The organism is Mycobacterium sp. DL592, assembly GCF_011694515.1.
Lineage (GTDB): Bacteria > Actinomycetota > Actinomycetes > Mycobacteriales > Mycobacteriaceae > Mycobacterium.
In genome coordinates this window covers 1,714,678-1,733,227 of sequence record NZ_CP050192.1, presented here as the reverse complement: position 1 = coordinate 1,733,227, position 18,550 = coordinate 1,714,678, and the positions used below count along the sequence as shown (strand labels likewise).

General features: G+C 68.2%; 19 protein-coding genes. 5 read left to right on the top strand and 14 right to left on the bottom strand.

The window, feature by feature from the left end; translation table 11 throughout:
* Positions 1 to 81: 81 nt before the first annotated feature.
* The gene (locus HBE64_RS08325; protein WP_208300589.1) at positions 82 to 1,086 is read left to right on the top strand and encodes an aldo/keto reductase; all 1,005 of its coding nucleotides are present in this window, start codon (positions 82 to 84) and stop codon (positions 1,084 to 1,086) included.
* Here HBE64_RS08325 and HBE64_RS08320 read toward each other — a convergent pair.
* Genes HBE64_RS08320 through glnT form a run of 3 tightly spaced genes read right to left on the bottom strand, consistent with a single transcriptional unit; the run spans position 1,058 to position 3,941 of the window.
* Positions 1,058 to 1,792, bottom strand: coding sequence for a TetR/AcrR family transcriptional regulator (locus HBE64_RS08320; protein WP_243841537.1), 735 nt, complete (start codon positions 1,790 to 1,792; stop codon positions 1,058 to 1,060). The genes HBE64_RS08325 and HBE64_RS08320 overlap by 29 nt on opposite strands.
* 23 nt (positions 1,793 to 1,815) lie before the next feature.
* Positions 1,816 to 2,571: a creatininase family protein gene (locus HBE64_RS08315; RefSeq protein WP_167100231.1), complete on the bottom strand. Its 756-nt coding sequence runs from the start codon at positions 2,569 to 2,571 to the stop codon at positions 1,816 to 1,818.
* Entirely contained in the window at positions 2,571 to 3,941 is a 1,371-nt protein-coding gene (gene glnT / locus HBE64_RS08310) for a type III glutamate--ammonia ligase (protein WP_167100228.1), read from the bottom strand. Before glnT ends, HBE64_RS08315 begins: the two co-directional genes overlap by 1 nt.
* 239 nt (positions 3,942 to 4,180) lie before the next feature.
* Here glnT and HBE64_RS08305 point away from each other — a divergent pair, with 239 nt between their 5' ends.
* Complete coding sequence (locus HBE64_RS08305; protein ID WP_167100226.1) at positions 4,181 to 5,008, top strand: ribonuclease Z; 828 nt, start codon at positions 4,181 to 4,183, stop codon at positions 5,006 to 5,008.
* Positions 5,009 to 5,145: 137 nt separating this feature from the next.
* Positions 5,146 to 6,741, top strand: coding sequence for a PepSY domain-containing protein (locus tag HBE64_RS08300; protein ID WP_167100222.1), 1,596 nt, complete (start codon positions 5,146 to 5,148; stop codon positions 6,739 to 6,741).
* Here HBE64_RS08300 and HBE64_RS08295 read toward each other — a convergent pair.
* From HBE64_RS08295 to HBE64_RS08285, 3 genes are read right to left on the bottom strand one after another with little or no spacing between them, the layout of a single operon-like run.
* Positions 6,681 to 7,520 carry a transglutaminase family protein gene (locus HBE64_RS08295; protein WP_167100219.1) on the bottom strand — a complete coding sequence of 280 codons (840 nt, stop codon included), beginning with the start codon at positions 7,518 to 7,520 and terminating at the stop codon, positions 6,681 to 6,683. The two genes, HBE64_RS08300 and HBE64_RS08295, sit on opposite strands and share 61 nt — an antisense overlap.
* On the bottom strand, positions 7,521 to 8,498 hold the full coding sequence (locus HBE64_RS08290) for an alpha-E domain-containing protein (protein WP_167100216.1): 978 nt from the start codon (positions 8,496 to 8,498) through the stop codon (positions 7,521 to 7,523).
* Positions 8,498 to 10,072, bottom strand: coding sequence for a circularly permuted type 2 ATP-grasp protein (locus tag HBE64_RS08285; protein ID WP_371744175.1), 1,575 nt, complete (start codon positions 10,070 to 10,072; stop codon positions 8,498 to 8,500). The genes HBE64_RS08290 and HBE64_RS08285 overlap by 1 nt, the downstream gene beginning before the upstream one ends.
* A 269-nt stretch (positions 10,073 to 10,341) precedes the next feature.
* On the opposite strand from HBE64_RS08285, the gene rpsT reads away from it, so the two are divergent.
* Positions 10,342 to 10,602 carry a 30S ribosomal protein S20 gene (gene rpsT / locus HBE64_RS08280; RefSeq protein WP_167100209.1) on the top strand — a complete coding sequence of 87 codons (261 nt, stop codon included), beginning with the start codon at positions 10,342 to 10,344 and terminating at the stop codon, positions 10,600 to 10,602.
* 1 nt (position 10,603) lies between these two features.
* Here the strand turns inward: rpsT and holA are convergent, their stop codons facing one another.
* From holA to HBE64_RS08265, 3 genes are read right to left on the bottom strand one after another with little or no spacing between them, the layout of a single operon-like run.
* Positions 10,604 to 11,557, bottom strand: coding sequence for a DNA polymerase III subunit delta (gene holA, locus HBE64_RS08275; RefSeq protein WP_167108900.1), 954 nt, complete (start codon positions 11,555 to 11,557; stop codon positions 10,604 to 10,606).
* Positions 11,558 to 11,614: 57 nt separating this feature from the next.
* Positions 11,615 to 13,072, bottom strand: coding sequence for a ComEC/Rec2 family competence protein (locus HBE64_RS08270; RefSeq protein WP_243841536.1), 1,458 nt, complete (start codon positions 13,070 to 13,072; stop codon positions 11,615 to 11,617).
* Between the two features lie 4 nt (positions 13,073 to 13,076).
* Positions 13,077 to 13,874, bottom strand: a complete 798-nt coding sequence (locus tag HBE64_RS08265; RefSeq protein ID WP_167100207.1) for a ComEA family DNA-binding protein — start codon at positions 13,872 to 13,874, stop codon at positions 13,077 to 13,079.
* Between the two features lie 152 nt (positions 13,875 to 14,026).
* Here HBE64_RS08265 and HBE64_RS08260 point away from each other — a divergent pair, with 152 nt between their 5' ends.
* The gene (locus tag HBE64_RS08260) at positions 14,027 to 15,085 is read left to right on the top strand and encodes a dihydrodipicolinate reductase (protein ID WP_167100204.1); all 1,059 of its coding nucleotides are present in this window, start codon (positions 14,027 to 14,029) and stop codon (positions 15,083 to 15,085) included.
* Between the two features lie 2 nt (positions 15,086 to 15,087).
* On the opposite strand, the gene HBE64_RS08255 is transcribed toward HBE64_RS08260, so the two are convergent.
* The 5 genes from HBE64_RS08255 to nadD are packed head-to-tail and all read right to left on the bottom strand — an operon-like array spanning position 15,088 to position 18,391.
* Positions 15,088 to 15,933 (bottom strand): DegV family protein, encoded by an 846-nt coding sequence (locus HBE64_RS08255; RefSeq protein ID WP_167100201.1) that lies wholly within the window; start codon positions 15,931 to 15,933, stop codon positions 15,088 to 15,090.
* A gap of 3 nt (positions 15,934 to 15,936) precedes the next feature.
* The gene (gene octT, locus HBE64_RS08250; RefSeq protein WP_243841535.1) at positions 15,937 to 16,743 is read right to left on the bottom strand and encodes a diglucosylglycerate octanoyltransferase; all 807 of its coding nucleotides are present in this window, start codon (positions 16,741 to 16,743) and stop codon (positions 15,937 to 15,939) included.
* Complete coding sequence (gene gpgP / locus HBE64_RS08245; protein WP_167100198.1) at positions 16,733 to 17,401, bottom strand: glucosyl-3-phosphoglycerate phosphatase; 669 nt, start codon at positions 17,399 to 17,401, stop codon at positions 16,733 to 16,735. The genes octT and gpgP overlap by 11 nt, the downstream gene beginning before the upstream one ends.
* Positions 17,398 to 17,793 carry a ribosome silencing factor gene (rsfS, locus tag HBE64_RS08240; protein WP_167100195.1) on the bottom strand — a complete coding sequence of 132 codons (396 nt, stop codon included), beginning with the start codon at positions 17,791 to 17,793 and terminating at the stop codon, positions 17,398 to 17,400. The genes gpgP and rsfS overlap by 4 nt, the downstream gene beginning before the upstream one ends.
* Positions 17,777 to 18,391, bottom strand: a complete 615-nt coding sequence (gene nadD / locus HBE64_RS08235; protein ID WP_208300664.1) for a nicotinate-nucleotide adenylyltransferase — start codon at positions 18,389 to 18,391, stop codon at positions 17,777 to 17,779. Before nadD ends, rsfS begins: the two co-directional genes overlap by 17 nt.
* Between the last annotated feature and the right edge of the window lie 159 nt (positions 18,392 to 18,550).

Here is an 18,550-nt window from a genome sequence, read left to right as displayed (position 1 = left end):
GGTTAGGGCGTACCTGGGCGGCGCGGATGCAAACCGCACGTGTTGGGTGTTGAGCGAGACGACTACTGAGGAGGCTTGACGATGGGCACACTTCCCGCTACGCAGCTGGGCGATGGCTTGACGGTCAGTGCGATCGGGTTCGGCGCGATGGCGCTGACCCCGGTGTACGGCGAGGTCGACGACACCGAATCGCTGGCCACGCTGCACCACAGCATCGATGTCGGGGTCAGCTTCATCGACACCGCCAACGTCTACGGGTTGGGTGCCAACGAGCAGTTGATCGGTCGGCTGCTCGCCGATCGCCGGGACGAGGTGACGCTGGCCACGAAGTTCGGCATCGGCGGCGATCCCACCACCGGCAAGCTGCGCGCCCGCGGCGACGCCGCCTACGTGCGGCAGTGCCTCGAGGAGAGCCTCACGCGCCTGGGCACCGATGTGGTCGACCTCTACTACATGCACCGTCGCGACCTGTCGGTGCCGATCGAGGAGACCGTGGGCGCGATGGCCGAGCTGGTCGCCGCGGGCAAGGTCCGCCACCTCGGCCTGTCGGAGGTCACCGCCGACGAACTACGGGCCGCGGTCGCCGTGCACCCGATCGCCGCGGTCCAAAGCGAGTGGTCGCTGTGGAGTCGCGACGTGGAACGCCATGTCGTGCCGGCCGCGGCCGAACTCGGCGTGGGTTTCGTGCCGTACTCCCCGCTGGGTCGCGGCTTCCTGGCCGGCGCGCTGCGTTCGGCAGGTGACTTCTCCTCCGAATGGGACTTCCGCCGCACCATGCCGCGTTTTGCCGGCGCGGCCTTGGACGCCAATCAGGCTGTTGTGCAGGCTGTTTCCGACATCGGGCAGCAGGTCGGGGCCACCCCGGCCCAGGTGGCGCTGGCCTGGCTTCGGCAGCGCGCGCAGGGGTTGGGCATTGCGTCGGTGCCGATTCCGGGAACCCGCCGGGCCGCCCGCGTCGACGAGAACGCAGCCTCGCTGTCGGTGGAGCTGACCGGAGAGCACCTGGCCGGACTGGACGCCGCCGCCGCCGCGGTCACCGGCGACCGGTTCGGCGATCTCACCTGGGTGTCGGCGGGCCGGGAATGACCATCGCGGCGTCGTCGAACTGGGCTGCCTGACTGCTGATTCGCGCGATCTCACTCGGTCGCTTCAGCAGGCCGCGCACGGCGATGACGGCGACCTGTTCGGCCACCCTGATCGCCTCGGCCCCGCGGTCCCCCTCGTCGGTGTGCAGCCGGGTGCGCTTCTGCGCGCCTTCGTCGAAGTTCAGCAGCAGACCCGCGGTCTCCTGCTGATCGCAGTCGATGAACTTGCCTTCGGCGATCCCGGCACCGATCAGGTCCGCCACCCAGTTCTTCAGCCGCTCATAATCCGTCCAGAACTGGTGGAACTCGGTGCGCTGGTTGTGGGCGATGCGCTGGATCTCGTTGAAGTCGATCGGCGACAACGCCAACTGCAGGGTGTCGAAGCGCAGCAACCGGTACAACTTCACCGCCGGTGAGCCCGAACCGGCGCCCACCTCGGAGATGAACTTCAGCGGCGCCCGGTTCACCAGCAGTGTCTCGCCCAGCAGCTGCTCCTTGTTGCGGAACCAGTAGTACAGCGAGGACTGCTGCAGGCCCGCCGCCCTGGCGATGTCGCTCATCGAGGTTTGCGCGTAACCCTTTTCGGAGAACAGGCGGGTCGCGGCACTGACGATGCCGGACCGCGGCGAGGCCGCACTCACCGATTCGGCATCGTTGCGGGGTCGCCCGATGGCACGGACCTGCGACCGGCGCTCCGATGTCGGCACACGGCGAATTGTACGGTCAGCGCTCACCCCAGTGGAGGGACCTCGTTGTGGGCGCGTTCGACCACATCCCGGGCCGCCGTCACCACATCCCCCCACAGCTGCAGACCGAATGCTTTCGAGGCCCGCGACGGGTGGCCGGTCACCCCGTTGGTGGACACCTGCTGAACGGGGTAGCGAAATACCTTACCGGCGGTGCGATCTGGATCGTCGGCATCGGCCATCGCGTCGATGTCCACCAGCTCCGGGCGAACCGCAAGCATGAGCGAGGTTTCCGCAGCATTGGCATGCCAGTCGGCGGCGTCCTCGGTGGCCCGCCGGGAGATGTCGGGTGTGAGGTCCCACCACTGCATGACCCCGATGCGCCGGTCCGGATGCAGCCGCCGAAACCGGTCACAGGACAGCCACAGTGGTGCGGCATTGCCGACGTGGCCGTTGACGAACAGGATGCGCCGCACACCGGAGTCGACGCACGCCTGGGCGACCCGCACCGCCGCGTCCGCAGTGTCCTCGCCGGAAAAGGCGATCGTGCCGGCCAATTGGGTGCCGTGAAACATGCTGGCGCCGAACGACAATGCGGGCAGCACCAGCGCGCTGGCACCGGCTGCGGCCTCGGCTACCGCGGTCGCCATGATGGTGTCGGTGCCGACCGGCAGATGCGGGCCGTGTTGCTCGGTGGCACCAACCGGGATCAGGGCCACCGTGTCGGGGTCGGCGGCCAGGCGCGCGGCGATCTGGACCGAGTTGAGGTCCTCCCAGCGGTTGCCGCGACCGTCGGCCATCAGAAGAACCTCAGGTAGCGCTCGGACTCCCATGACGACACGTGGGCGTTGTAGGAGTCCCACTCGGCGCGCTTCTCATCGATGAACGAGGTGAACATCGCCGGGCCGAATACGTTGCGGGCCAGCGGGTCCGATTCGAGCGCCTCGATGGCTTCCCCGAGTGAACGCGGCAACCAGGTGATCCCCCGCTCCTGCAGCTCGACGTCGGAGAGCCGGTAGAGGTTGTCCCGGTTGGGCTCTCCGGGGTCGAGCCCGTCGCGAATCCCCTCCAATCCGGCGGCCAGCATCAGCGCGGCCCCCAGATAGGGATTGTTGGCGCTGTCGGCGGCGCGGCACTCGACCCGGCCGCCACCCCTGGGGATCCGCAACATGTTGGTGCGGTTGTTGTCCCCGTAGCAGGCGAAGATCGGAGCCCAGGTCAGACCCGACATGCTGCCCTGCTTGACCAGCCGCTTGTAACTGTTGACGGTCGGTGCGATCACCGCGCAGATCGCCGGCGCGTGGCGGAGCACACCGGCGATGAACTGGTATCCCAGCCGCGAGAGACCACACCCGCGGGGGTCGTCGTCAGCGGCGAACAGGTTGGTGCCGGCGGAGTCGGCCAGCGACATGTTGAAGTGCGCACCGCTGCCGGTCCGATCGGCGAACGGTTTGGGCATCCACGACGCGAACAACCCGTGCTTGCGGGCGATCTCACCGACCATCATCCGGAAGAACACGAAGCGGTCGGACATCGAGACCGCATCGGTGTAGGTGAAGTCGGTCTCGAACTGGCCGTTGCCGTCCTCGTGGTCGAACGAGTAGACATCCCAGCCCAATTCGTTCATGGCGGTGACGATCTCGTCGACCACACCGAAGTTGTGCAACATGGTGCGCAGGTCGTAGCAGGGCTTGTCGAGATTGTCGTCCGGGCTGGCGGGAGCCGGAACGCCGGAACTGTCCGACAGCAGGAAGAACTCGGTCTCGATCCCGAGGTTGAAGGTGTACCCGAGCGATGCGGCGTCGGCGGTCACCCGTTTGAGGATCTGCCTGCTGCACGCCTCGAACGGCGTGTCCCCGATCCACAGATCGCCGGGGAACCAGGCGATCTCACGATTGAACGGCATGATGATCGCACCGCCGAGATCCGGGTGGGGTGCCACCTCGTCGTCGTTGACGTCCTGGGGCACGCCGTCGAGGGCGGCGCCGGTGAACATCTCCGATCCGAAAGCGGCCTGCCTGAGGTGCGCTAGTGGCACCATTTTCGACTTCGGCTTGCCGTGCATGTCGACGAAGCTGATCGCGGCGTACCGAACGCCTGCGGTCGCCAGCTTCTCGGCGATCTGGTCAACCTCCGACTGCTGCGCGTGGCCGTTGAGGGTGGTGGTCATCTGATTCCTTTCAGCGGTCGACGCGACGTCGGCGGCGGTAGAACTCCGACCGTAAGGGCGGACTGTTGCCGGGGTGTTTCCGCGCAGTGAATGACCTATTGAAAGACGAGCCGCTGTTTGAGGTCTAACTGTGTCTATGCCGCTGGGCGACGGCCGCTGGCCGTCAATAGGTTATTGAAACAGTCGTGCTGGGGTGTCAGCCAGGCGCGAATAACGCTCGGCAGGGTAGGAATAACGCCATGATCGACATCACGCTGCTCGGCACCGGAAGCCCCATGGTCGACCCGAACCGGGCGGGGCCCGCCACCCTGGTCACCGCCGGTACCGGGGTGTTCCTGGTGGACTGCGGCCGCGGGGCGCTGATGCGGGCCGCCGCTGCGGGAGTCGGTGCGGCCAACATCACCGCGCTGCTGCTGACACACCTGCACAGCGACCACATCACCGACCTGTCCGATGTCATCACCACCCGTTGGGTGACGACGTTCGTGCCGACACCACTGCCGATCATCGGCCCGCCGGGCACGAAGGCTGTCGTCGAGGCCACCCTGGCCGCGCTGGCACCCGACATCGCCTACCGCATCGGCCATCACCCCGATATCACCGAGCCGCCGTCGATCCAGGTGCACGAGTACACCGAGGGCCAGGTGTGGGATGCCGACGGCCTGCGGATCACCGTCGCCCCCACCGACCACCGGCCGGTGGAGCCGACGATCGCCTTCCGCGTCGAGTACGACGGCACCTCGGTGGTCCTGGCCGGCGATACGGTACCGTGCGCCACGCTCGACGAATTAGCCAGTGGTGCAGATGCTTTGGTGCATACCGTGATCCGGGCCGATCTGGTCGAACAGATCCCCGTGCAGCGGTTGCGCGACATCCTCGACTATCACTCGTCGGTGGAGCAGGCTGGGGCCACCGCAGCGCGCGCCGGCGTCAAGACCCTGGTACTCACCCACTACGTGCCGCCGCTGGCACCCGGCCAGGAAGACCAGTGGCGTGAGCGGGCGGCCACCGAGTTCAGCGGTCGTATCGAACTCGGCGACGACCTGCACCGGGTGTCCATCGGTTAGATCGCCACCTGTTCGTCGGCGGCCCGATGGCGGCGGCCGACGGATGCGTCGTCAACAACGGGCACACGCACCCTGACCACTTCCAGCTGATTCGCCGCGCCGGGAACCAACACCGAATGACACCCGACTAGTGCACCGTGACGACGACCGATACTTCGAGACGACGCGGTGACGCCGCAACGCTGCGCCGGATCTGGCGGCTGCACTTCTGGGTGGCGCTCTTCGCAGCACCGGTGCTGGTGGTGCTGGCCTGCACCGGACTGGTAATCCTGTACAGCCAGCCACTGGACGCCGCGCTGAACCGGCACCTCTTTATCGTCGAGCAAGGGCCGGCGACGGTCCCGCTGGATCAGCAGGTGACCACAGCCAAACAGCACGTCGGTTCCGACTTCTCGCTCGAAGCCGTCACCCCCGCGGATAACGCCACCGGGTCTACCCGGGTAGATTTCCTGGCCCCCGACGCCCCCGGATATCCACAGGCCGAGACCAATGTCGTCCAGGTGTTCGTTGACCCCTACACCGGTGCATATCTCGGTCAGCGTGACCAACTGTCCGGGCTGGTGGGATGGGCCAACCAACTGCACCGGATGTTCGGCAACGACGGCCCGCACGTGCAGTTGCCGTCGCTTGGGCATCTGATCAACCCCTCGGCCTACCCCGACTCCACCATCCCGGTCGGAGTGGGCAATCTGTGGATGGAACTGACCGCCACCTGGATTCTGGTGTTGCTGGGCAGCGGTATCTACCTGTGGTGGCCGCGGGCCATCGAGGCTGCCAAGCCGCTACTGAAAGTCCGGTGGCGCAAGGGCGGCCGGATCCGTTGGCGCGACGTACACGCCCTCACCGGTGTGGTGATCGCGGTCATCCTGATCTGCTACATCGTCTCGGGAATGACCTGGACCCGCTACTGGGGCGAGAACTGGCGTGCGGTCGCCGCCACCGTCACCCCTTCCGCCCAGATCGACGCCCCGTCCACCGCGGCGAAGCTCGGCGACTACGACCGGCTGGGCCGACGAATTGCCTGGGCCGCCACCGACGATCCGATCTATGCGTCACAACCCGGCGGGGCCGTCGCGACGCGGTTGTCCTACGCCGACATCGACAAGATCGCCAAGGACGAGCACATGGTGCCCGGCTACTCGATCATTCCCCCGTCGGACTCCACCGAAGACGGCAAGACCGTTTACGGCAGCTACACGGTGGTGAATCGCTGGCCGCAGCGGGTTTCCGAACAACGCACGCTGTATCTCAACCAATTCACTGGGGCCACCATCACCAATGCCACCGCCGCCCAGGACGGCGCACTGTCCCGGCTCACCAGCTTCGGGATCGCGATGCACATGGGCAACCAACTGGGTTGGGTCACAAGGATTTCAGCGACCGTGGCCTGCCTCGGCGTGCTGACCAGCGTGCTGACCGGATTGCTCATGTGGTGGAAGCGACGGCCGAAGGGCGGCACCGGTCTACCCGCACCGGCCAGTGCAGCAACCCGCGCTGACACACCAAAGGGCGCGATGGTCGCAGTGACCGTCGTCGCCGTCGCACTCGGGGTGCTCTATCCGGTCTTCGGGATGTCGCTTCTGATCGTCCTGGTGGCCGAAGGGGTCATCGCTGCCACCCGCCGCGCGCCGTCCGACCCGGAAGCCGACGAGTCGCACACCTTGACGACTTCTCAGGCCAACCGGGTAATCTCCACCACCACATCGAGGTCGGTGGAGCCCTCACCGGAATAGATGCCCTTCAACGGTGAGACATCCGCGTAGTTGCGGCCCACGCCGACGCTGATGTACTGCTCGTTGATCGTGGTGTCGTTGGTCGGGTCGTAGTTCCACCAGCCGCCCGTCCAGGCCTGGATCCAGGCGTGGCTTTGCCCGTCGACCGTGTCACCGATGACGGCCTTGCGGTTGGGGTGCAGATAGCCCGACACATAGCGTGCTGGAATTCCCATGCCGCGCAACAGAATCAGTGTCAGATGGGCGAAATCCTGGCAGACGCCTTTACCTTCGCGCAGGGCGTCGAGGCCCGACGAATGCACGCCGGTGGTGCCGGGAACATACTGCAGCTCGCTGTGCGCCCACCTGGCGGCGGCGATCACCGCGTCGTTCGGGTCGTTCTCCTTGATGATGCGTCTGCCGACGCGCTCGAGCCGCCGGCTGGCCGGGGTGTACTGCGTCGGGGTGAGCACTTCGTCGAACCGGTCGCGCACCGCCGGGGAGGCCAGTTCCTCCCACGAGACGGACTTGCCCAGCGGCTCGGCCTTGTCGGTTTCGACGACCGATGAGGACGTCACCTCCAGCTCGGTGTGCGGCGCATGCAGGTCGAAAGCCGTGACGGCGGTTCCCCAATAGTCGACGTAGCGGTAATTACGGGTCGCGGGAACGGTTTCCACCCGGTTGAGGATCACGTTCTGCCGGGAGTCCGACCGCGGGGTGAGCCGGGCCTCGTTGTAGGAGGCGGTCACCGGCGACTTGTACGCATAGCCTGTCGCGTGCACCACGCGCATCCGCCACATCTAGATCTCACCTTCCTCGACAACCAGCGCCCCGTTGTGCCCGGCGTCCGACCAGGCCACCCACGGTGCGGAGTGGAAGTATTGCAGCGCAACGGCTTCGCCGACGTCGGCGCATGTCTCCTGCAAGGCCGCCAGCCGTTGCTCGAGTGTCTCCAGCAGCACACCGGGCTGGATGAACTCCAGCTCGCTGCGGGCCCGGCCCAGCAGCCGCTGAGCCTCGGCGGTGGCGCCGATCCGGTTGTGGGCGCGGTGCATCAGTTCGTCGAGGCTGTGCTCGGCGAGTTTGAGCGAATAGTAGATCGAGCGCGGGAAAAGCCGGTCCAGCAACATGAATTCGACGACCCGGTTGGCGTCGAGCACACCGCGGTAGGTCCGCAGATAGGTGTCGTGCGCGCCCGCCGAGCGCAGCACCGTGACCCAGGCCGGCGATGACGCGCTGTCGCCCACCCGGGACAGCAGCAGCCGCACCGTCATGTCCACCCGCTCGATGGCCCGCCCCAGCACCAGGAACCGGTAGCCGTCGTCGCGGGACAATGTCGAGTCGGCGAGCCCGGCGAACATCGCTGCCCGGCCCTCGATGAAGGAGAAGAATTCGTGCGGGCCGAGCCTGCGGGCCGCCCGCTCCCGGTCGGCCAGCGCGTTGTAGGTGGTGTTGAGGCACTCCCACATATCGCTGGAGGTGACTTCCCTTGCGGATCGGGCGTTTTCGCGTGCCGCCGAGATGGCGTCGACGATCGAGCAGCCGCCCGGGAGACCCTTGCTGAACGCCACCAGGTCGGTCAGCGACCACAGGTCGAGCTGGTGTTTGGGCGGTTCGATGCCAAGAACCTGAAGCAGCACCCGGGAGGTCTGGTCGGGGTCGACGCTGGAATCCTCGAGCAGCTGGTGCACGGTGACGTCGAGAATGCGGGCGGTGTCGTCGGCGCGCTCGACGTAGCGCCCGATCCAGTACAGCGCCTCGGCGTTACGAGCGAGCATCAGTGCATCACCGCCTGCTGCTGTTGCTGCTGTTGCTGCTGTTGACCCTGCTGTTGCTGGCCGGTCTGCTCGGGAGCTTTCTCGGCCGCGGGGGCCTTGGCCGCCTTGGGCAGCTTGCGGACGATCTCGGCGGCACCCAGCTCGCGGGCCGCGACCGAGGAGCGCGACGCCAGCACCCAGGTATCCTTCGATCCACCGCCCTGGCTGGAGTTGACCACCAGCGAGCCTTCGGTGAGGGCGACGCGGGTCAGTCCGCCCGGCAGCACCCAGACATCCTCGCCGTCGTTGACGGCGAACGGCCGCAGGTCGACGTGGCGCGGCGCCAGGCTGTCCCCGACCTTGGTCGGCACCGTCGAGAGCTGGACCACCGGCTGGGCGATCCAGCCGCGCGGGTCGCCGAGGATCTTCTTGCGGGTGGCGGCCAGTTCCTTGTCCGAGGCGTCCGGTCCGAACACGATGCCGTACCCGCCCGATCCCTCGACCGGCTTGATGACCAGTTCGTCGATGCGGTCGAGGACCTCTTCGCGTTCGTCGTCCAGCCAACAGCGGAAGGTGTCGACGTTGGCCAGCAGCGGCTTCTCGCCCAGGTAGTACTCGATGATCGTCGGCACGTAGGTGTAGACCAGCTTGTCGTCGCCGACGCCGTTGCCCACCGCGCTCGAGATCACCACGTTGCCGGCGCGGGCGGCGTTGAGCAGCCCGGCCACCCCGAGCACCGAGTCGGGCCGGAACTGCATCGGGTCCAGGAAGTCGTCGTCGATGCGGCGGTAGATGACATCGACCTGCCGCTCCCCTTCAGTGGTGCGCATGTAGACGGTGTTGTCGCGGCAGAACAGGTCGCGGCCCTCGACGAGTTCGACACCCATCTGCCGGGCCAGCAGCGAATGCTCGAAATAAGCCGAGTTGAACGGGCCGGGGGTCAGCACGACCACCGTCGGGTCGGCCTCGTTGGTCGCCGCCGCGTTGCGCAGCGCCCGCAACAGATGGGAGGAGTAGTCCGCGACCGCGCGCACCCGGTGGGTCGCGAACAGGTTCGGGAAGACCCGGGCCATTGTGCGGCGGTTCTCCATCACGTAGGAGACGCCCGACGGGGACCGCAGGTTGTCCTCGAGCACCCGGAAGGTGCCCTGGGCGTCGCGGACCAGGTCGATGCCGGCGACGTGGATGCGCACCCCGTTGGGCGGGTTGATCCCGGCGGCCTGGCGGTGGAAGTGCTCGCAGGAGGTCACCAGGCGGCGCGGGATGACCCCGTCCCGCAGGATCTCCTGGTCCCCGTAGATGTCGTCGAGGTACATCTCCAGCGCCTTCACCCGCTGGGTGATGCCCCGCTCGAGCCGGGACCACTCGGCGGCGGAGATGACGCGCGGCACCAGGTCGAGCGGGAACGGCCGTTCCTGGCCGGACAGCGAGAAGGTGATGCCCTGGTCGATGAAGGCGCGGCCCAACGCCTCGGCCCTGGCTTCGAGCTCCTCGGCGTCGGACGGGGCGAGCTCGGCGAAGATCCCTTTGTACGGTCCGCGGACGTTGCCCTGGGCGTCGAACATCTCATCGAACGCCTTCGCATAGGAGCCCATTTTGTTGTAACCACCGAAGATGTGGTCGTGTTGTCGGGGCTCGCGCGAACCGTTTCGCGAGGACCGGCTGGCTTCGGAGGGAAGGGTACGAAGGCTCACCCGTCACATGCTGCACCACGTTGGCCGTTTCGGCAGGCCAGTGCAGGGCCTTGGCCGTCGCTTTTGGGTGATTGTGCCCCTCACTGGTACCCTGAACAGTCGCTGCCCGAGGGCCTGACGGCCCCGGCAAGACCGACACCCCAGCTTGAGAACGAAGAGGATAAACACGCGTGGCCAACATCAAGTCGCAGCAGAAGCGGATTCTCACCAACGAGCGCCGCAGGCTGCGCAACAAGTCGGTGAAGAGCTCGCTTCACACCGCGATCCGCGCGTTCCGTCAGGCTGCCGCCGAAGGCGACAAGGACAAGGCCGGCGACCTGCTGACCGCCACCAGCCGCAAGCTGGACAAGGCTGCCAGCAAGGGCGTGATTCACAAGAATCAGGCGGCCAACAAGAAGTCCGCGCTCGCGCAGGCCTTCAACAAGATCTGATTCAGTCCCGGCCGCTTCCGGCGGCCAGTTGTGCCACTTTGCGCACCGCATCTTCCAGCACGTAGTTGGCGTCGGCCGCTGCGCCCTTGACGTCCGCGTTCAGCGTCGCCACCAGTCGAATCGCCGTGGCGATCTTGTCCCGTGACCAGCGCCGCGACTGCTTCTGCGCTTTCTGGATTCGCCAGGGCGGCATGCCCAGCTCGGAGGCCAGACGGTAGGGGTCGCCCGAGAGCGGACCCACTCGCGCGATCATGTGGACGGCCTCGGCCAGCGCGTCGGCCAGCACGACATGCGGCTCACCGCTCATCATCGCCCAGCGCAGCGCTTCGGCTGCCCCGGCGACGTCACCCACAACGGCCTTGTCGGCGATGTCGAAGCCCTTCACCTCAGCCTTACCGCTGTGATAGCGCCGCACCGCGGCCGCGTCGACAAGGCCTGCGGTATCGGCGACCAGCTGTGAGCATGCCGAGGCCAGCTCCCGGATATCGAAGCCGACTGCGTCCAGCAGTGCGGTGACGGTGTCGTCGTCGACCTTCACCTTGAGGGCGCGGAACTCGGCGCGCACGAAGTCGGCCCGTTCGGGGGCCTTGGTGATCTTCTTGCACTCGTGCGCCTCGGCGCCGAGTTTCTTGAGCTGATCGACCAAACCCTTGGCCCGGCCGCCGCCGCTGTGCACGACGACGAAAACCGTGCCCGGCGGCAGGTCGGCGGCGGCCGAGGCGATCAGGTCGACGGCTTCCTTGCCGGCTTCGGCGGCTGACTCCAGGACCACCACCCGCTCGTCGGCGAACAGCGACGGGCTGAGCAGTTCGGCCAGTTCGTTGGTCGACACCTCACCGGCACGTAGCCGGTTCACCGGAACGTCGTCGGTGCCGGCGGCGGCCCGCGCGGCCCGCACCACCGTGCCGATGGCGCGATCGACGAGCAGTTCCTCGTCGCCCAGGATCAGATGCAGGCTAGCTACCGTCGCGCTCACGCCCCGATCGTTTCACGCCCACCCGACAGCGCCGAATCATCCGCGCCGCGCCCGCCACCACAGCCCGGCGCCGAGCGCCGTCACACCACCGACCGTCACCACCCCGGCCACGCCTGAGGGCACCGTGATCGCCGCCCCGGGGACAGCGCTGGCCCAGTGGGCGACGTGTAACAGCCACCACAGTTCCGGTCCGGTGAACCTGATCAGCAACCCCGCACCGGCAGACCACACCGGGCACAGTGCCGCCGCAGCCGTCCCCAGCACGGTGATGGGCGGAATCACCACGCCCACAACAAGATTGGCTAACACTGCGACCAGGCTTAGTTGTCCGGAGATGGCGGCCACCAACGGTGCGGTGACCAGTTGCGCGGCCACCGCGATACACAGCGCATCGGCAAGCGGTTTGGGCCAGCCCCGGGCCACCAGCCGGGCGGACCAGACCGGGGCCAGCACCACCAGCGCGGCGGTCGCCGTCACCGACAGGGCAAAGCCGGCATCGACGGCCAGTTGCGGGGCGGCCACGAGCAGCGCGAGGACCGCGGCCGACAGAACAGGGATGGCCTGTCGGCGGCGGCCGGACAGCACCGCCAGCAGCGCCAGGGCCCCCATCACCGCAGCGCGCAGCACACTGGCGCCGGGCTGCACCACGACGACGAAGGCCAGCAACGCCACCGCCGCCAGCCCGGTGGCCGCGCGCGGTCCGATCAGCCGCGCCGAGAGCAGCACCGTGCCGCACACGATCGTGACGTTGGCGCCGGAAACGGCCGTCAGGTGCGTCAGGCCCGCCGTGCGGAACTCGGCGGCGGTGCTCGGCGGGACCGACGACGTGTCGCCCAGCACGAGTCCGGGAAGCATGGCCGCCTGGTCGGCAGGCAACACCTGCAGCGCCGCGGCGGCGAACCGGGACCGCACGGCCTGTGCGGCGCGCTGCACCGAGGAGGCCTCGCCCAGCATCGGTTCCCCGGTGGCGCTCAGGACCGCCACCGTCAGATCCCGCCGGGTGGGCCTGCCGACCCGGGCACGGAACCGGGCCGGCCGCCCGGCAGAGATCTCGGCGAAGCCGAGCACGGGTGCGAAAACGACCACCCGGCCTGATGATTCGGCGGTCTCGACGCGATCGAGGTTGGCAGCGAACATCAGCCGACCGTTGCCCAGCGATCGCGGACTCTCCGTCGGTGTCACGGTCAGCGTGGTGGTGCTGCCGAACCGCGCGGTGACCGGATGCTCGCGCACCGCGTCGCTGCGTAACGCGACCGCCATACCGAACCCGGCGCCGACGACGGCGGTACCGATCACGCTGACGGCACAGGCCCGGACTGCGGCGCGATCCCGGCACCACCACGCCAGGGCGCCGCACCCGGCAGCGACCACGACGCATGTCGCCGCGAGCGCGGCGCCGACCGGCCAGACGATGCCGGCGGCCGTCACCACCCAGGCCGTCAGCGCCGCGGGCACCAGCCGCAGATCCAGCCGCGCCGCGGGCTCGGTGTCCACGTGGTCAGACCCGGACCAGGCTCCGCAGCTTCTCCAGCCGCGCCGTGCCGATCCCGTCCACCTCGCCAAGTTGGTCGACACTGGTGAACTTTCCGTTGGTCTCGCGCCAGGCCACGATGGCCGCCGCCATCACCGGCCCGATGCCGGGCAGGGTGTCGAGTTGCTCGGCGCTGGCGGTGTTCAGGTCCAGCGGCGCCGAGGGGGCTGCGGCCGCCGGCGGACCCGAGGTGGCCGGGCCGCCGCTGACCGAGCTGCCCAGAGCGTCGGGCTGGCCGGCAGGCATGGTGATGCCGACGACAACCTGCTCGCCGTCGACCACATGGCGGGCCAGATTGAGTCCGAGCAGATCAGCACCGTCGAGTGCGCCGCCGGCGGCCGAGACCGCGTCGGCGATCCGCGCATCGGGGGCCAGGGTGACCAGACCGGGTTTGGTCACGAGGCCGACGACACTGACGACGACGGGCCCCGTCGGTGCCGCCGCCCCGGAACGCGGAGCCGCCGAGGACACCATCTCCACCGGCGGCAGCTTGGCCGACATCACCGGGGCGGAGTCGTCACGCATCAGGGTGACCACGGTGACGAGCACGGCGATCACCGCGACTACTCCCATGGCGAGCGCGCCGGCGCGGCCGGGGTCGGTCCGGATCGCCGCCACCAGCTTCCGCCCGCGTTCGGGTCGCCCGTCGGGAATCCAGCTGGGCAGGTCGGCGGCGTCCTCGTCGTCATCGTCGGCGTGCTCCTCACCGACCCCGCCGACCCCGAGGCGGCGGTGCAGGCTGGCCAGCGGCGGTTCCGATCCCATGCTGCGACGTTAGGTCGGTCGCCCGACGCGAACGGCCCGGCAGGCAGCTGAACCGGGCGGGCTGTGGACGAATCCGGGACTGTGCACAATGCCGGGCGAACATGGTGTACAAAGCGACGAGAGTGTCTACTGACGTCCAGGAGGTCGCCCCGATGAGCGCACGCACCGACAAGCCGATACGAGTCATCCAATGGACCACCGGCAACATCGGCCGCCGGTCCCTGCACGCCATCATCGGCCGCTCGGACATGGAACTGGTCGGGGTGTACGCCCACGGCGCCGACAAGGTCGGAGTGGACGCCGCCGAGCTGTCGGGCTGGCCCGAGCCGACGGGCATCAAGGCGACCAGTGACATCGACGCGCTGCTGGCAGCCAAACCGGACGCCTGCTGCTACAACCCGCTGTGGCCCAGCGTCGACGAACTCGTGCAGCTGCTCGAGGCCGGCGTGAACGTGTGCGCCTCAGCGGCCTGGATCACCGGCGGCAAGCAATCCCCGGAGGATCTGGAACGGATCCGGAAGGCTTGCGAGAAGGGCAATTCCACGATCTTCGGCAGCGGCGCCCATCCCGGCATGACCAACATGGTGGGAATGGTGCTCTCCGGCGCATGCGAACGTGTCGACGAGATCCGCATCACCGAGTCAGTGGACTGCTCGACCTACGAGTCCGCGGGCACCCAGGCCGCGATGGGGTTCGGTTGCGACCCCGACACCCCGGGCCTGGCCGAGAGCGTGCGCCGGGAAAGCGAGGTGTTCGCCGAGTCTGCGGCGATGATGGCCGACGCGATCGGCGCCGACCTCGACCGGATGACCTTCGACGTCACCTTCACCCCGGCGACCGGGGACTCCGACCTCGGGTTCATGACGATCCCGGAGGGCACCGTCGGCGGCGTGTACGGCTACCACCGCGGCTGGGTCGGGGACCGCAATGTGGTCAGCGTCGGATTCAACTGGATCATGGGCTCCCACGTCACCCCACCCAAGCCGCTGGAACACGGTCACGTCATCCAGGTCTTCGGTGTGCCCAACATGCGCACGGTGCTGCACTGCCTGCCGCCGAAGAACTGGCCGGAGCAGGGTTTCATGGGGCTGGGCATGATCTACACGGCGATGCCGGTGACCAATGCGGTCCCCGCGGTGGTCGCCGCCGCACCGGGCATCGTGACGCTGGCCGACCTGCCCCCGGTGACCGGGCGGTTCGCCGCGCTCTGAGCTCAGGGCTGCGGTTCCTCCACCGCCGCAACGACACCCACCGCGCCGCTGCCGACATGCACGCCGATCACCGGACCGAGATCGGTGATCACGGCGGGTCCGCAGCCGGGTAAGGCCGCGGCCAGCGTCGCGGCGAGATCGGCCGCGGCGTCAGGATTGTCGATGTGATGCACAGCCAACCTGGCCCGGTGTTCCCCGACCGCCGCGAGCACCTGTTCCACCATCGCCGCGAGCGCCTTGGAGGCGGTCCTGACCCGTTGGACCAGGACCAGCTGGCCGTTTTCGTCAATCCGCAGCAGCGGCTTGAGCGCCAGTGCGGTACCCAACCACGATGCCGCCGTCCCGATCCGGCCACTGCGCCGCAGATTCTCCAACCGGTGCACCACGATGTAGCCGTGCACCCGCTGCACCGTCGACTCAGCCTGTGCGACAACGGCATCCAGATCGAGTCCGGCCCGTGCCGCACGGGCGGCCGCCAGTGCGACGAATCCGGTACCCATCGCCGTCGACTTCGAGTCGACCACGCGGACTGATCCCCCGAACTCCCCCGCCGCATATTCGGCGGCGCCCAGCGTGCTCGACAGCGCCCCAGAGATGTGCACGGCCACCACACCGTCTCCCCCGCTGTCGGCCAGCGCTTGACGGTAGGCCGCGGTCAGCTCGGCGGGCGTGGCGCCAGCCGTGGTGACGTGGCCGCGCTGGTAGAGATCCGGCGGGATCTCGTCGCTGCCGTCGCGCAGATCGGCACCGTCGACCAGAATATGGAGGGGCACAACGTGGATACTCCACTCGTCGACGTCACCGGCGGGCAGCCGGGCCGACGAGTCGGTCACCACGACGACGGCCATGGGTCAGTCGAGTGATTTCTCGGGCGGCACACCGACTTCGGCGAGCGCTTTGAGCATCAGTTCGGCGACCCGCCGGTGCGCCTCGAAGTTCCAGTGGATGCCGTCGGGGTTTCCCCGCCCGGCCAGGACCTCCTCGGCGACCGCTTCTTTCAGGTCGACCAGCGCAATCCCGTGCTGGTCGGCCCATTCGGTGATGGCCTTGACGGTGCCGCGGCGCCCGTGGTGGGCATGGCCGTAGGTGTCGGCGATGTGCACCGACGGCAGCGATGCCACCACAGGTATGCCCGGTCTGTTGAAATCGATTGCAGCTCGCGTCATTTCGAGATATTCGACGGTCAGGTTCGGCGGCAGTGCGGGCCGAGCGATCGGCGACAGGCGGGGCTGTAGCCAGCCGTATCCGTCGCGCACCCAGCGCCGCAGCACGGCGGGGCGGACATAGCGGATGAGTTCACGCAGCGCGGTCGGCAGCGGTGACGGCAGCGAGTCCATGCCGCTGGTGGCAAACACCACCGCACCGGCACGCGGCAGCGCCGCCCATGCCCGCGGGTCCTGGGTGGCCGCCCACCACACGTCGCGCGACGTCCAGCCGATGCGGCCGATCAGCTCCAGGTCCCAACCCAGCTGGGCGGCAACAATATTGGGCCAGATCCTCGGGTCGTCGGAGGGAAGACCGCCCTGCGGGCCGTAGTAGGACAGCGAGTCGGCGAAGACCAGCAGGGCCCGGCGGGCAGGAGCGGAGCGACCCGGGGATGGACTTGGGCGGGCAGGAGCGGAGCGACCCGGGGATGGACTTGGTCGTTCAGAGGACATCGTTGGCCACCTGGGCCGAGGCGTTCCACACATCCAGGCGCCACCGGATATCGGCGAACGGCGCGTCGTCGGCGCTGTGCCCGGACAACTGCACCCAGCTCGCATTGCCCATGCCGCCGAGCACCGGCCAGCTGTCGACGGGAAGGTCCAGCAGCGCTGCGGTGAGGGCCGCGATGAGCCCGCCATGGGCGACCAGCACCACCGGCCGGTCAGGCTCGTCGAGCCCCCATTCTGGCTCAGCCGCAACGAGTTCGGCGACCAACGGCCGGCTTCGGTCAGCGACGTCGATACGGCTCTCGCCACCGTGCGGGGCCCAGGTGGCGTCGTCGCGCCATGCGATGCGCGCACCGGGGGCGGTGGCATCCACCTGATGGTGGGTCAGCCCCTGCCAGTCACCGAGGTGGGTTTCGCGCAGCCGGATGTCGACGTTGACCGGCAGCGCCGTGCGCTCGCTGAGCGCGACGGCGGTGTCGTAGGCGCGCCGCAGATCCGACGAGACGATCAGCAGCGGCTGCCGCTTGGCGAGCACCTCGGCGGCAGCGACCGCCTGGGCCCGGCCGAGGTCGGTCAGTTCGGTGTCAAGCTGGCCCTGCATCCGGCTACCGGCGTTGTACTCGGTCTGGCCGTGCCGCAACATGACCAGTCGGCGCACCCTCACGGCGCCGCGCCGGTCTGCGGGTCGGCGGACGCCTCGTCCAGGTCGACCTCCACCAGCGGGCAGTCCCGCCACAGCCGGTCGAGCGCATAGAAGTTGCGTTCGTCCTGATGCTGGATGTGCACCACGATGTCGACGTAGTCCAACAGCACCCAGCGGCCTTCGCGGGTGCCTTCCCGACGGGCGGGCTTGTAGCCGGCCAACCGCATCTTCTCCTCGATCTCGTCGACGATGGCGCTTACCTGCCGGTCGTTGGCAGCCGATGCGATCACGAAGAGGTCGGTGATGACGAGCTGTCCCGAGACGTCGATGACGACGACATCCTGGGCGAGTTTGGCCGCCGCAGCTCGGGCGGCGATGGTGGCCATCGCGATGGCTTCAGCGGACGCGGGCATGATGGTTTTCCCCTCGATGTTCGCGGTAGAGGCCGCGTTTGGCGACGTACTGCACGACGCCGTCGGGCACCAGGTACCAGATCGGCCGGTTCTTGGCGGCGCGGATGCGGCAGTCAGTGGACGAGATCGCCAGCGCCGGCACCTCGACCAGGTTCAGTGCCTCTTCGGGCAGCTGGTCAAATGCGGCGACGATGTGCTGACCATTGAGCTCGTACCCAGGTCGGCTGACACCGATGAACGTGGCCAGGGCGAACAGCTCCTCCCAGTTCTGCCAGGACAGGATCGAGGCCAACGCGTCGGCGCCGGTGATGAAGTACAGGTCGGCATCCGGGTTCAGTGCGCGCAGATCCCGCAGGGTGTCGTTGGTGTAGGTGGGTCCGCCCCGATCGATGTCGACCCGGCTGACCGAGAACCGCGGGTTGGCCGCCGTCGCGATGACGGTCATCAGGTAGCGGTCCTCGGCCGGGGTCACGTCGCGGGACTTCTGCCAGGGCTGCCCGGTGGGAACGAACACCACTTCGTCGAGCTCGAACAGATCAGCCACCTCACTGGCGGCAACGAGGTGACCGTTGTGGACGGGATCGAACGTCCCGCCCATCACTCCGATCCTGCGCCGAGCCGAGGAAACCACGATTGACCAGCTTACGGGAGGCCGCCGGGCGGGTCGCGGTGCTCGCGGCGCCGACCGGTCGCGACACGGCAGCAAAGCCGAACCGGCTATGGCGCCATGGCGCTCGGGTTACGATCCGGCTCGGAG

Bases quoted from the DNA above. Each gene is read 5' to 3' on its own strand.
- HBE64_RS08325 (WP_208300589.1), top strand. From the start codon at position 82: ATGGGCACACTTCCCGCTACGCAGCTGGGCGATGGCTTGACGGTCAGT.
- HBE64_RS08315 (WP_167100231.1), bottom strand. From the start codon at position 2,571: ATGGCCGACGGTCGCGGCAACCGCTGGGAGGACCTCAACTCGGTCCAG.
- glnT (WP_167100228.1), bottom strand. From the start codon at position 3,941: ATGACCACCACCCTCAACGGCCACGCGCAGCAGTCGGAGGTTGACCAG.
- HBE64_RS08305 (WP_167100226.1), top strand. From the start codon at position 4,181: ATGATCGACATCACGCTGCTCGGCACCGGAAGCCCCATGGTCGACCCG.
- HBE64_RS08295 (WP_167100219.1), bottom strand. From the start codon at position 7,520: ATGTGGCGGATGCGCGTGGTGCACGCGACAGGCTATGCGTACAAGTCG.
- HBE64_RS08290 (WP_167100216.1), bottom strand. From the start codon at position 8,498: ATGCTCGCTCGTAACGCCGAGGCGCTGTACTGGATCGGGCGCTACGTC.
- HBE64_RS08285 (WP_371744175.1), bottom strand. From the start codon at position 10,072: ATGGGCTCCTATGCGAAGGCGTTCGATGAGATGTTCGACGCCCAGGGC.
- HBE64_RS08265 (WP_167100207.1), bottom strand. From the start codon at position 13,874: ATGGGATCGGAACCGCCGCTGGCCAGCCTGCACCGCCGCCTCGGGGTC.
- HBE64_RS08260 (WP_167100204.1), top strand. From the start codon at position 14,027: ATGAGCGCACGCACCGACAAGCCGATACGAGTCATCCAATGGACCACC.
- HBE64_RS08255 (WP_167100201.1), bottom strand. From the start codon at position 15,933: ATGGCCGTCGTCGTGGTGACCGACTCGTCGGCCCGGCTGCCCGCCGGT.
- octT (WP_243841535.1), bottom strand. From the start codon at position 16,743: ATGTCCTCTGAACGACCAAGTCCATCCCCGGGTCGCTCCGCTCCTGCC.
- rsfS (WP_167100195.1), bottom strand. From the start codon at position 17,793: ATGCCCGCGTCCGCTGAAGCCATCGCGATGGCCACCATCGCCGCCCGA.
- nadD (WP_208300664.1), bottom strand. From the start codon at position 18,391: ATGGGCGGGACGTTCGATCCCGTCCACAACGGTCACCTCGTTGCCGCC.